Here is a 12,282-nt window from a genome sequence, read left to right as displayed (position 1 = left end):
TGGCGGCCCTTCGCGCCGCCGGCAGGACGGCTGTAGGGCCGGTCCGGCGCGCCGCGGGAGGCGCTGTTGCGGCGGGGGCCGGGGCCCCCGCGGGAGGCGCCGCCTTGCGGGCGAGTGGAGCGACGGGGCTCTGGTCGCGGCGGAGCGGGAATCTCCACGCGGTGCTTGACGGGGCCGAGGCCATGGGCAAGCGCGGCGGCTGCAACGTCGAATGGGTCGTAGTCGTTGGTCAGGCGGCGTATGACGGCGCGGTAGTCTTTCCACGCGTCGGTCTGCAGTATCTCTTCGAGACTGTCCGCGATGGCGGCGCGCTCGAACTCCATCGCCTCGCTCACGGACGGTATCTCGCGGCGGGCCATGGGGGAGCGGGTGATGCTCTCGATGGCGCGGAGGTATCCGTACTGGCGCGGCGTGATGAGGTTGAGGGCGACCCCCGTGCGGCCGGCGCGGCCGGTGCGGCCGATGCGGTTGACGTAGTCCTCCGGCTTCATGGGCGGGTCGAAGTTGATGACGTGCGATACCTCAGGGATATCTATGCCGCGCGCGGCCACGTCCGTGGCGACGAGTATCTTGATCTGGCCGCCGCGCGTGGCCCGCATGACGGTCTCGCGATGGGCCTGCGTCATCTCGCCGTGGAGGGCCAGGGCGCGGTAGCCGCGGGCCTGCACCTCGTCCGCCAGCTCGGCCGCCATGACGCGGGTGTTGCAGAAGACCATTCCAAGCTGGATGTGCTCGGTGTCCAGGAGGCGAAAGAGCGCTTCCACCTTGTGCTCAGGGAGGACCTCGTAGAAGCGGTGCTCCACGGTGGCGACGCTTGTCGCATCGCCCGACCTGCTGAGAATGACGCGCTTGGGGTCGCGCATGTAGGCGGCGCTGAGGCGGACGATGTCCTGCGGCATAGTGGCGGAGAAGAGCGCCGTCTGCCGGTCGGACGGCATCTGCTTGAGAATCGTCTCGACTTCCTCCAGGAAGCCCATGTTCAGCATCTCGTCCGCCTCGTCCAGGACGAGCATCTTCAGCGCATCGAGCGCGAAGATCTTCTGGTCGAGCAGGTCGATTAGCCGCCCCGGGGTGGCGACGACGACCTGGGGGCCGCGCTTGATGGCGCGAATCTGCGTTTCGTACGACTGGCCGCCGTAAACGGTGACGACGCTGATGCCCATGTGCTTGCCGATGGCTGCAAGCTGCGTGGATATCTGCATCGCCAGCTCCCGCGTGGGGGCAAGGACGAGCGCCTGGACTTTTCGCAGGCCTCCATCCACCCTTTCGACGATTGGTATGCCGAACGCCGCGGTCTTGCCGGTGCCGGTCTGGGCCTGCGCGATCACGTCGCGGCCCTGGAGCATGGGTGGGACGGCGCGGAGCTGGACGGGCGTGGGCTCGGTGAAGCCCATCTCCTCGAGGGCGGAGAGGGTGGTGGGGCTCAGGTTGAGGTCTTGGAAGGAGGGCATGGGGCCTTTCGGGAATAGTGAATTGGGAATAGTGAATAGTGAATCGAAGACGAAGCCGCTCCGATGTGCTCGCGAGCGGCTTCGTTGTGCTGTCGGTGGGTGGAGCCGACGGTCAGGATTGAACTGACGACCGGCGGTTTACAAAACCGCTGCTCTGCCACTGAGCTACGTCGGCGCGTATAAAGGATAGCACAGGGTACGGGGTACGGGGTACGGCAACAGCCGGTGTTAGGTGTTAGGGGTTGGGTGTTGGTTCAACTAACACCTAACACCCAACGCCTCACACCTCTGTCTTATCCGGTCCCGTGCTCCATGGCGGCAAGGAGGCGATGGGAGGCAGCGGTTATCTGGCGGACGGCGGCGTCGAAGGCCTTCTGGTTGACACGGGAGGGCTTGCGGTAGCCGCTGATCTTGCGGACGTACTGGAGGGCGGCGGCCTGGACCTCCTCGCTCGTGGCGGGAGGTTCAAGAGTGCGAAGGACCTTGATGCTGCGGCACATGGGAAGCCTCGGTGGGGGACAGGGTACGGGGTACTGGGTATAGGGTACGGCAGATGGACGGGAACGGGAAAGAGGCGTCCCGTGCGCGAGGCGTCTTGTGTGGTATGCAGTGGCCCACCCTCACTGTCACGCAGAGCCGTGACATCTCTCCCTCAAGGGCGAGAAGGGATTGGGGCCCAGGAGCGAACAGCCGACACCATCTCTGTCAGCCAGAGCGCTGACATCTCCCCCTGAGGGGGAGAAACAAGGCTACTTCCCCGGTGTTCCCCGGAACCCATAATCTTGCGCCTGGAACCCAGGACCCGGAATGCAGCACCCAGAACCCTTTCCTTTACGATCTCTGCAGTTGACCTCTTCGCCCCTCAGTTCGCGTTGAGGGTGGGCACTTTGAATGGGGGCAGGACCTGGGTCTCGTCCAGGAGGTAGGACTCTTTGCGGTAGATCTGGACGCGCCAGTGCTCTGTGTCCGGGACGTACATGTAGCCGCGGTGGTCCACGCGGACGGAGCGCGGGTGGGTGAAGAGCTTCTCCTGCTCAACGTATTCCACCGCGTCGTCCCGCATGCGGTGCTGCTTGGCGGCGGCGTTCTGGAGGAGGCGCTTGCGGACGGAGCGGGACATGGTGGCATCGCCGTGGAACTTCTGGACGTAGCGGCCGGTGCGGTCGAAGAGCTGCACGCGGTTGTTGCCGAAGTCGGCGACGTAGATGTCGCCGTCGGAGTCGACTGCGATGCCGGACGGGCGGTTGAACTGGCCGTTGCCGCTGCCGGAGGAGCCAAAGGTCCAGAGGAACTTGCCGGTGAAGTCGAAGACCTGGACGCGGTCGTTGCGCCAGTCTGCGACGTAGACTTCCTGGTACTCCTTGTCGATGTGGATGCCCCAGGGCATGTTGAACTGGCCGGGCGCCGTGCCGAATGCGCCGAAGGACATCAGCAGGCGGCCGTCGCGGGTGAAGCGCTGGACGCGGTGGTTGCCGGAATCGACCACCCAGACGTTGTCGTCGCCGTCGACAGCGATGCTGGAGGGCTTTTTGAGCTTCCCGGGCGCGCTGCCTTCCTCGCCCCATCGGCCCAGATACGGTCCGTCGACGTTGAAGAAGGAGACCTTCGCGGCGGCAGCGTCGACGAAGATCAGGGTGTTCTGCTCGTTGTCCAGGACCACCTGCGTGCCCCACATGAAGGCCGCCGGAGGGACGGGAGAGCGGAGGCTCTGCCACCCGAAGCTGCCGAGGGGCTCGTCTTCCAGGTTGGTGACGGAGATGGGGCCGTAGAAGCCCTTGCCGTAGCTGCTGCCGTTGGTGAAGACGAAGATGCGGCCGTCCTTGTGGATGGCCAGGTCACGCGGGATGCGGAAGCGGCGCGACTCGCCGATGGTGCGGTCGTAAGGGAAGCCTGCGCGAAGTATGGCGTAAGGGCGGGGCATGGGGGACTCCTGAATAGTGAATTTTGAATAGTGAATAGTGAATTGAGAGCCGGGAAACCGTAACGGAATAACCAACAGGGCTGATCAATGGCTCCGCGTTCTTTTCACTATGGAAGTCAAGATTGCCACAATCTCGTTTGCCTCAGCGATCAGGTCGGATAAGGTATCTTTCGGAACAGTGTCCGATGCCGCCAGGAGCCTGAGCCAATAGTGAGTCTCACGGGCCTCTTTGCACGCAATTGATAGTTTGCCAAGAAAGTCGGCCCGGCTCTGGCCGGCCTGCCCTTCCTCGATGTTTGCGCCAATGGACGTGCCGGAGCGCAGCACCTGGGCTGCGAGGATTCGGCTTACTCCGGGGTCGCGCTCCAGTGCCCTGCACAGGTTGATGATCCGCGTAGCGAAGAGAAAGGGCTCTTCAATTCACTATTCAACATTCACTATTCGCTATCTTCCCGCGTGCGCGTCTTTGAGCTTCTGGATGTCCAGCTTTTGCATCTTGAGCATGGCGTCTATGGCGCGCTTGGCCTTGGCCGGGTCCTTGTCGAAGAGGAGCTGACCGAGGATGGATGGGACGATTTGCCAGGAGACGCCGACCTTGTCTTTGACCCAGCCGCACATCTGCTTCTCGCCGCCGGCGGAGAGCGCTTCCCAGTACTTGTCTATCTCGGCCTGGGTGTCGCAGCTCACGGATATGGAAATGCCCATGCCGATCTTGAAATAGTCCGGCGCGCCTGCGTTGTAGCAGGAGAACTCCACGCCGTCGAGTATGAAAGTCCCGCCCGCGACGGTGCCGCCCGGGCCGGGCGAGGTGCTGACGACCCTGGAGTTCTTGAAGATGGAGGTGTAGAGCTTCATGGCCTCTTCGGCCTGGTTGTCGAACATGAAGAACGTTGTGATCTTGGGCAAGTGAGACTCCCTGGTTTAGTTGTCGGCGGGCGTCCGGCGCCAGCCTGCCTGCTGGGTGGTACCGTAGCACTTGGGGAGGACTACGGACCATCCCCTGGCCCCTTCCTAGCTTCGCTGGAAGGGGAAATAGAAACACGACCACGGGACTTCGTCACGTACCCTACCAAAGGGCTTCGCCCTCTGGACTCCCGGGAAACGACCTCTTTCCCAATGCCACCGTTCCCTCCTTAGCACAGCTGGTATTCGCGGGCGGAGACGATTAGCTGGAGCATGCGGACAAGGCGGGCCTCGCTGTCCTTGCGCGTGGCAGGGTTGGCGAAGTCCAGCGTGCCGGAGCGGGCGGCGTAGGCCAGCAGGCCGTGGCGCGTCTCCGGCGAGAGGGGCGCGGGGCCGAGCAGGTCGAGGCAGCGGTCCACGAAGTGCTCGGGCGGGACGGGCCCTTCCTTCGCGAAGAGGTTGGCGATCTTCTGGATGCCGGGCTTGGAGGCGTCCGCGACCTCATCCACGGCGTAGTTGACGCGGGAGTTGAGGGTGCCGCCGTCGATCCAGCCCATGCCGTTGGGCCAGCCCTCCACGGTGGGCGGGTTGAGGAGGCCCTGGCCCATATCGTGCGTGCCCAGGTGGTATGTCATTTCGGGGTCGGCGTCCGTGTAGGTGCCGACGAGCTTGAGGACGCTGACGACGAGCTCCACCGGGCTCTTGACGCGGCGGAAGCGGGCCTGCTTGAAGGCGTCGGAGTTAAAGAGCGCGCGGAGAATGGGGCGCATCTGTCCGCCGGACTCGAAGTAGACCTGGGCGAGCATCTCGATCGCCTGCGGGTCCAAGGGCGGCTTTTCGTTCCACGCGGAGACGGGCGGCTCGTCCTCGACGAACCAGCACCACAGGCGGCGGGCGAGGAAGCGCGCCGTGGCGGGCTGGCGGGCGACGATATCGACGATGTCCTCGCCGTTGAAGCGGCCGGTCTCGCCCATGAAGCTCTTGACGGTGTCCTTGTGCTGGTCCGGCCGGTAGACGAAGTGCGTGTTGTAGCCGCCGTGACGGCTGCCGGCGTCCTGCGGGATCGGCGTGGCGAAGGTCCAACCGGTGAAGGCGTCCGCGGCGGCCTTCACGTCCTCCTCCGTGTAGTTGCCGACGCCCATCGAGAAGAGCTCCAGGAGCTCGCGGCCGTAGTTCTCGTTGATGTTGTCCTTGAGGTTCTCCTGGTTGTCCAGCCAGTAGATCATGGCGGGGTCCTTGGAGAGCTGGATGAGGATGGTGCGGAAGTCGACCATGGCGTTGCGGCGGAACATATCGATCTGGGCCTGGGCGGTCATGACGTGGCCGGCCTTGACGTTGCTGGTGGCGAAGACCCAGTGCCAGAAGAGAGTCATCTTCTCCTCAAGCTGGCGCCGGCCGTTGAGCATGCGGTGCCACCACTGGTAGTTCCATCCGTTATAGCCGGTGCCGTAGAAGCGCTCGAGAAGGTCGATATCGATATCCGGGAAGCGCTCCGGATGGAGGAGGTCCTCGACGCACTGCTCGTACCCGCGCTCGGCCATCTTTTCCAGGTCGCCGGTGCGGTATCCGAAGCCCGCACGCCGCATAAGGTGGGCGTATAGCCCGAGGTCCTGGGTGGGCATGGGAACCTCCGGGGGTGTTGGGTGCTGGGTTCTGGGTGCTGGGCCGGACACCAGCAATGTAGGACGCGCGCGCGCTGGTGTCAAGGGATGGGGGACCAACCAAGAATGACGGGGATGCACAATGGCTCCCCTCGACTAATAACTTAGTAATCTACTAGACACCTGTGTGGCAAACGCGGTTTCCTTCTTGGCCATCCTGCCGCGTACCCGGTCCTAACCAGCACTCCCTCCTTGGGCCACCACCTGTTTTGTTAACGACAAGATTCCGCAAGAGCATTTGAAGGATTTGCTAGAGTCTGCATAAGTCACATAACAAGAGCACTTGGGGCACAAAAGCGTGGCTTCAAAGACCTTCCAAAGGTTTAAGACTGTTTGAACTTCATGTGCCGTAATCGGGCTTGCAGGATTCTTCCAATGAGAACAATAGTTTCTGAATGCTTGATGCTCTTCCATCTGTGAAATCGCCAGGACTGCAGCGTGATCTTCACCTAACTTGTCGTGTAGTCTTGCTCTCACCTGTGCTATTAGCGTGGCGAGAGTGTACTCATTCTTTCGATTATAAGTTACCTGAGCTTGGCAGGATTCGCAGATCTCTTGTAGGCGAAGCTCCATCATCGGGCCGAGGGCTGCCCCGGCCATCGGAGCATTAACGCGGTCTATTTCAGACTGAATTTCTCCGACAGAACTTATATTCCGCTCTTCGATAGCACCGCTCAATCTGTTGAATCCAGCGAACCTTAGATGGTTCCATGAAGGGAAGGAACGGACGAGGTTGTCTGCCCAGTATTGATCGTGGGTTAAAAGCAGGATTTGGAAGTCGCCAAACTCGTCCTTAAGCAAAGACGCCACTTGAGGGCGTTTGTAGGCATCGAAGCTGTTGACAATATCGTCTAGTATCAAGAATTTGAAATCGGTGTTCAAGAATCGGACGGAAGCCAAGAACACGGCGAGTCCGAAGCTATTGAGTTGGGAAATGCTCAGGTAAGTATAAGCATTCGCAATAGGCTTCTGAAGGAACTGAATTTGGAGAATGACGGCGCGATCTTCATCTGCCAAAAGGGTCAAGGATGGTTTCTCGACATCAGGTGTCGAATTCTCAAGGATAGCGAAATATCGAGCTACATTGGAGGAAATGGCATCAAACCTCAATTGGACGTCAGCAATGCTTTCCTTCACAAAGTTGTTAACAATATTGGTCAGTTTGGCAGAGGTGTTGACTGCGCTGGCCTCCTCTTCTCTGGCCCTTTTGAGTTGATCGTAGAGCTCCATCCCCCTGTCAACAAAACGATAAGCCTCAACTAAGCGTCTCCGTGGTTCATCGCTGCTCAATGCTTGGAGACGAGAGTACAGTGCTGCGGCAGCCGAGACTCTATGGACAATAAGATTCTTGCCGGCACTGATGAAGTCTTCTATCGAACGCTCAAGGCGTCCGTGATCCGCATCTTTGACTCGTTGCGTGGTTATTTGTAACCGTTGCTTCAGTTCGCTAAGTACGTTCCTCGATTCCACAATCGCTTTCGCGAAAGCGTCCACCTCCCCTAATGAAACAACGGCGCGATCTTGTTCTAATGCATGTATCTTTGTGAACTTGCGTTCCATTTCCAATACGAGCTCTAGCGCAGCAAATCTTGCCGATTCTGACTGGTCAATCAATTGCTTCAGGATTGTAAGCGCGTTTAATTTTGCTTGGACGTGGTCAATTAGTTTGCCGTCATACCTTTGGTCACACAGTGGACAGTGATCCTTCGTGGAGAGTTGTTGGAACTCTGCATCATTCAGCACAGCACTTGCTTTTTGGTAAAGGTCCATCAACAAGAATGACAAAGAGTTGTTCCGGGCCTCTGCGAACTCATTCAACTTAGTGAGAAATAACTTAACTGCCGGGCCAATACCGTCTGACACGTTCAGTTCCTGAACCGAGTCACGGATTCTTTCCGCCACGGCGAGTTCTTTGGCCAGGCCGTCCTTTTCCACCTTAGATTTCAGTTCCGATATGGCGTTTCGAATTTCACCATAAGTGACAATTTCTGGAATGCCGATGGAAGAAAGCCGCCCATTCACGACGCCCAACACACTTTCATCGGTAACAGAAGCGGATGGTGTACCAAAGACATAATTAGCTGTTTCAGAGCGCCGTTTCTCAACCTCGTCCGACAGGGTACCCAGTTTCTCGCTGAAATTCCTAAGTAGCCTCTTAAGCGCCTTCTGGAATTCAGCTTGGGCTTGGAAGCCCATCATACGCGCCAGTTCGTCAAATCTGTCCGCCTTTGTCAAGTACACAAAACGATTCAAATCTTCGTAACGAATATGACATTGATCGGGTGCACTCGCTCTGAGTAATGACAGGTCACCGTTTATCTTGGGGCGAGTGACCCTCGCGGGGTCGTAAGTAAAGACGAGTGGCTGAATCGTGTCATCGTCGAATTTGACGATGATGCGGGTTGTTTCGCCTTGTGCCAAGAGGTTGGGATTCGCGGTCTCGCCGGCGCCTTACCTAGCAAGATGGAATATCTTTCCAGCGAACAGCCATTCCCAAGCATCTGTTATGGAACTCTTGCCTGTACAGTTCCTTCCATAGAGGCTGATTGAAGTGATTCTGATTGGTAAAATCTAGAGTAAGGGGCTTCCGGATCCCCCTGAAGCCTGATATTTCGATGCTGCTAACCCGCATTATCGATTCCTCCGGATGATTGGGACTTCAAAAGCCTCTGTATCAGCTTGTCCTCCTGAAGGTTGGTCCCGATTCTGTGTTCGTTAATGAGCTTCAACAGCCCGGAGTCGAGGTCTTGATTCGCGAGGGACGTGCGTAGCCAACGATCGATGAAGTCCTCGTTTGGCTGCGTTTCTGGCACCTTTCCCATAGCTTTCCCTCTCCGCGGAAAATTTGGAAGAAACAGCGGATTAGTTAACAGGCTACCAATGAATTGTAAACTAATCCGGCGCGCGTGAAAATATGCCCGTCGCGAGGTATGTGGCTCTCGGCTGAGCCAAGTCTTACTCCGCTTTGTTCTCTCTCGCGGCGGTGAGGCGTTTGGCGACGCCGGGGCGGCCGCGGGCGCCGGGGGTGATCTGGACGTCCTCGGGGACAAACCAGTCGCGGCCGAGCTTTTCCGCGCCGTGGACTCGGCCCTCCGAGATGAGTTGCAGGATGCGGCGGTCCGAGATGCCGAGGCGCGCGGCGGCGATGCGCGCGGGGATGAGGCGGGGCTCTGTGGAAGGCTCGAGCGCCACATCAATGACGCTGTCTGGCGTGGCGAGGCGCGTGCCCTGGACCATCGCACCGACGGCCCGGCCGGCATGGTCGACCTCGACGAGGACACGGTCGTCGTCCGTCGGCTCGAATGTCCCCCGTCCCGGACCCCAATGGAGCTCCAGGAAATCAACGTCGGCGCTATACCTTACAGTTAGCCTTTCGGGCGTCATGTTATCGGTCCTCGTTCTTGATCCGTGTGACGTAGGCGGTGGAAATATAGGCCTCGCCATTCAGCTTCTTCACGACGATGCACAGGTATTTGCCGCTTGTGCCAATGTCCGGGTAGAACTTGTAGTAGAGGCGGTTATTCTACGGCGTGCGGAAGACTTACGCAAGCCCGGATACTGCGCCATAGAGTATACTTTGCGGCAAAATGCTGTCCACTGGAGGGCGCGACCATGGGGCTCATTATTACGCCGGAAGTGATTGCGGACCACGCGTGCGTGTGCGGGGAGAACCCGCTGTGGCACCCGGATGAGAAGCGGCTGTACTGGACGGACGCGCCGGGGTTTGGGATGTACAGGTGGGAGCCGGCAGTCGGCAGTCGGCAGTCGGCAGTCGGCCAGAGGGGGAAGGGGAGGGGAGCAGCCGCACCCTCACCTGTCGCTGGCGCGACATCCTCTCCCGTCAAGGGAGAGGAAAGAATAGGAACGGGAGTTAGGCTGCCGGGGGTGAGTGAGCGGGTATTGGAGGGGAAGTATGTGGGCGGGTTTACGTTCCAGGAGGATGGGTCGCTGCTGCTGTTTATGGACAAGGGGGCGATTGCGCGGTGGAAGGATGGGAAGCTGACGTACCTGTACGAGAGCCTGCCGGGGGAGGAGAACGCCGGCTTTAACGATGTCATCGCTGACCCCGCCGGGCGCGTGTTCGCCGGGACGGTGGGAAGCTCGCCCACGCAGCGCATCCTGGGCCATGGCAACCTCTACCGGCTGGATACGGACGGCTCGATACACAAGGTCGCCAGGACGGTGAAGTGCTCGAATGGGCTGGCGTTCACAGCGGACCTGAAGACGATGTGCTACACGGACTCCTATGCCTACACGATCTGGGCGTTCGACTACGACGTGGATACAGGCGCGATCAGCAACCAGCGCCCGTTCATCACGAACACGCCGGAGACGGGGTACATGGACGGCATGACGATCGACGAGGAGGGCTTCATCTGGTCGGCGCGATGGGACGACTGGGCGCTGTACCGCTACACGCCGGACGGCCGCGAGGCGATGCGCATCAAGTTCCCGGCGAAGCAGATGACGAGCGTGATCTTCGGCGGCGATGACCTCACTGACATGTTCTTGACATCCGCCGGCGGCCACCAGAAGCCGGGCACCGGGCCGATGGCCGGGGCGACGTTCCGGCTAAACCTGGGGATAAAGGGTAGGGAGGAGTATCGGTCAAGGATCAGAATAGTGAATTGAGAATAGTGAATGGTGAATTAAGGGCCTCCAGAATAGTTTACGAAGTGCATTTTCGGGGGTAGACTCGTGGTAAGGCGTCGTAATTGACTAGTCGGTACGCCGTGGCCACGGAGGTGACGGGATGCTCACGCTGTTCGGTCGAAGGTCGCGAAGGGTTGAGACGGCAGGGGCGGCAGCGCTCTCGCCGCAGGCGTCGCGGTCCTGGGTGAACGGGCCATGGAACATCCTTGTGGCGGCGGGCGACGTATCCGTCCTGGCGCGCGCCGTTCGAGCGCTGCGGGAAGACCCCCGCTACGTGGTGCATACCTCCAACGACGGCCGACTGGCGCTGGAGTGCGCCCGACAGGTGAGGCCGGACATGGTGCTGGTGGACCCGTCGTTGCCCACTCCCGACGGCTCGCGCGTGCACGAGAGCCTGCGCGATGCGCTGGGCGCGCGGGCGCGAATCGTGGTGGTGTCGAACGGCGGCAGGGAGCCGATGGCGGATGGCAACCTGGGGGTGGGTTTCAGAGCGGAAGACCTGCTCAAGATGGCGCGTGCGTTGCTGGACAGCCGACCGATAATGGGAGCGGGCGCGTGAGGAATAGTGAATTTGGAATAGTGAATACTGAATTAAGAGGGGACGGGGCGTGAAGACCGAAGATCGTCCCAGAGTGTAAATACCATGAGGCCCGGGAAATTCCCGGGCCTCATGCGTTGTATGACGTGCCGTCCTTGGGCCGCTACTACTTGTTCAGGCGGGCCTTCATGGCCGCTACCTTCTTGTTCGTGTCGGCCATGCCGCCCAAGATGATGCCGAGGTCGCTGCCCACGGTCCCGATCTTGCCGCCCTTGGCGAACCACTTCTCGGTCTGCTCGATGGTGGCGCTGAACATGCCCCAGGGGACCTTGTTGGCGATGCAGCGGTCCATGACGTGCTGGATGATCTTGTCGCGCTGCTCGTTGCCCTCGTGCGGCTTGAAGCCGTAGGTCAGGCCCAGGTCAGCGGGGCCGATCATGATGCCGTCCACGCCTTCAACCTTCAGGATAGCGTCGATGTTCTCGACGGCCTCCTTCGATTCGATCTGCGGCCACACGATAACCTCGTCGTTCGCTGTGTTCGCGTAGGCCTCGGCGCCGCCGTACTTTGCCAGGCCGTGGGGGCCCCAGCTTCGGAAGCCCTTGGGCGGGTACTTGGCGGCCTGCACCGCGCGGCGGACATCGTCCGCGGTGTTGGTGAGCGGGACGATAACGCCGTCAGCGCCCATGTCCAGCGCCTGGTTGATGAGGAAGGGCTCGTTGAAGACGACGCGAACGATGATGTCGTGGTTCTTGCCCACGCCGATGATCATGCGGCGCAGGGCCTCGACCGCCACGTTGCCGTGCTGCGTGTCAATGAGAACGTAGTCGTAGGCATCCATGTCGGCGATTGCGCTGGTGACCTGGAGGTTATCCAGGTACGGGCAGAAGCCGACTACCTGCTTGCCTGCCTTTAGTTTTTCCTTGAGCTTGTTCTTCACTGGGGTCTCCTTGTGCTTCTGTGAGGGCGTTTTGCCCTTGGGAAGCCTATTCCTTTCGGGGGATTTTGTAAAGAGAGGGTGTTGGGTGTGTCAATGCTCAATGACTTTGTCAGTCTTACTGCTCAGTGATTTTGTCAGTACGACTGGTTTTGGTTGAATCAGTCTCGATCTCCAAGGGTGATCTGGACCCGGCTTTCGATCCTTGGGCGAGGAGA

At 60.0% G+C, this 12,282-nt stretch carries 11 protein-coding genes and 1 tRNA gene; 2 read left to right on the top strand and 10 right to left on the bottom strand.

The window, feature by feature from the left end:
- The 9 genes from FJ319_13525 to FJ319_13485 form a co-directional block, all read right to left on the bottom strand.
- On the bottom strand, window positions 1–1,451 hold a 1,451-nt coding region (locus tag FJ319_13525), incomplete at its 3' end, for a DEAD/DEAH box helicase (protein ID MBM3935292.1).
- A 100-nt stretch (window positions 1,452–1,551) separates the two neighbouring features.
- Window positions 1,552–1,626, bottom strand: a tRNA-Thr gene (locus FJ319_13520).
- 118 nt (window positions 1,627–1,744) lie between these two features.
- The gene (locus FJ319_13515; GenBank protein ID MBM3935291.1) at window positions 1,745–1,951 is read right to left on the bottom strand and encodes a DUF2277 domain-containing protein; all 207 of its coding nucleotides are present in this window, start codon (window positions 1,949–1,951) and stop codon (window positions 1,745–1,747) included.
- Window positions 1,952–2,313: 362 nt separating this feature from the next.
- Window positions 2,314–3,372: a 6-bladed beta-propeller gene (locus tag FJ319_13510; GenBank protein ID MBM3935290.1), complete on the bottom strand. Its 1,059-nt coding sequence runs from the start codon at window positions 3,370–3,372 to the stop codon at window positions 2,314–2,316.
- Between the two features lie 84 nt (window positions 3,373–3,456).
- Window positions 3,457–3,792, bottom strand: a complete 336-nt coding sequence (locus tag FJ319_13505; GenBank protein MBM3935289.1) for a four helix bundle protein — start codon at window positions 3,790–3,792, stop codon at window positions 3,457–3,459.
- Window positions 3,793–3,816: 24 nt separating this feature from the next.
- The gene (locus tag FJ319_13500; GenBank protein ID MBM3935288.1) at window positions 3,817–4,278 is read right to left on the bottom strand and encodes a VOC family protein; all 462 of its coding nucleotides are present in this window, start codon (window positions 4,276–4,278) and stop codon (window positions 3,817–3,819) included.
- Between the two features lie 227 nt (window positions 4,279–4,505).
- Complete coding sequence (locus FJ319_13495) at window positions 4,506–5,897, bottom strand: DUF1800 domain-containing protein (GenBank protein ID MBM3935287.1); 1,392 nt, start codon at window positions 5,895–5,897, stop codon at window positions 4,506–4,508.
- Window positions 5,898–6,110: 213 nt separating this feature from the next.
- On the bottom strand, window positions 6,111–8,357 hold the full coding sequence (locus FJ319_13490) for a hypothetical protein (GenBank protein ID MBM3935286.1): 2,247 nt from the start codon (window positions 8,355–8,357) through the stop codon (window positions 6,111–6,113).
- A 534-nt stretch (window positions 8,358–8,891) separates the two neighbouring features.
- The gene (locus tag FJ319_13485; protein MBM3935285.1) at window positions 8,892–9,320 is read right to left on the bottom strand and encodes a hypothetical protein; all 429 of its coding nucleotides are present in this window, start codon (window positions 9,318–9,320) and stop codon (window positions 8,892–8,894) included.
- Between the two features lie 228 nt (window positions 9,321–9,548).
- Between FJ319_13485 and FJ319_13480 the strand changes: the two genes are divergently transcribed.
- Both FJ319_13480 and FJ319_13475 read left to right on the top strand, forming a co-directional pair.
- Complete coding sequence (locus FJ319_13480) at window positions 9,549–10,568, top strand: SMP-30/gluconolactonase/LRE family protein (GenBank protein MBM3935284.1); 1,020 nt, start codon at window positions 9,549–9,551, stop codon at window positions 10,566–10,568.
- 121 nt (window positions 10,569–10,689) lie between these two features.
- Window positions 10,690–11,148, top strand: a complete 459-nt coding sequence (locus FJ319_13475; GenBank protein MBM3935283.1) for a response regulator — start codon at window positions 10,690–10,692, stop codon at window positions 11,146–11,148.
- A 145-nt stretch (window positions 11,149–11,293) separates the two neighbouring features.
- On the opposite strand, the gene FJ319_13470 is transcribed toward FJ319_13475, so the two are convergent.
- Window positions 11,294–12,067 carry a hypothetical protein gene (locus tag FJ319_13470; GenBank protein ID MBM3935282.1) on the bottom strand — a complete coding sequence of 258 codons (774 nt, stop codon included), beginning with the start codon at window positions 12,065–12,067 and terminating at the stop codon, window positions 11,294–11,296.
- Window positions 12,068–12,282 lie beyond the last annotated feature (215 nt).

The organism is SAR202 cluster bacterium (assembly GCA_016872355.1).
In the GTDB taxonomy this organism is placed as follows: Bacteria; Chloroflexota; Dehalococcoidia; order Lucifugimonadales; family VGZY01; genus VGZY01.
The sequence above is the reverse complement of the archived record's forward strand: the minus strand, read 5'-3'. Positions and strand labels throughout refer to the sequence as shown.

Coding starts and splice junctions, on each gene's coding strand:
- FJ319_13510 (MBM3935290.1), bottom strand. CDS start 3,372: ATGCCCCGCCCTTACGCCATACTTCGCGCAGGCTTCCCTTACGACCGC.
- FJ319_13480 (MBM3935284.1), top strand. CDS start 9,549: ATGGGGCTCATTATTACGCCGGAAGTGATTGCGGACCACGCGTGCGTG.
- FJ319_13475 (MBM3935283.1), top strand. CDS start 10,690: ATGCTCACGCTGTTCGGTCGAAGGTCGCGAAGGGTTGAGACGGCAGGG.
- FJ319_13515 (MBM3935291.1), bottom strand. CDS start 1,951: ATGTGCCGCAGCATCAAGGTCCTTCGCACTCTTGAACCTCCCGCCACG.
- FJ319_13485 (MBM3935285.1), bottom strand. CDS start 9,320: ATGACGCCCGAAAGGCTAACTGTAAGGTATAGCGCCGACGTTGATTTC.
- FJ319_13495 (MBM3935287.1), bottom strand. CDS start 5,897: ATGCCCACCCAGGACCTCGGGCTATACGCCCACCTTATGCGGCGTGCG.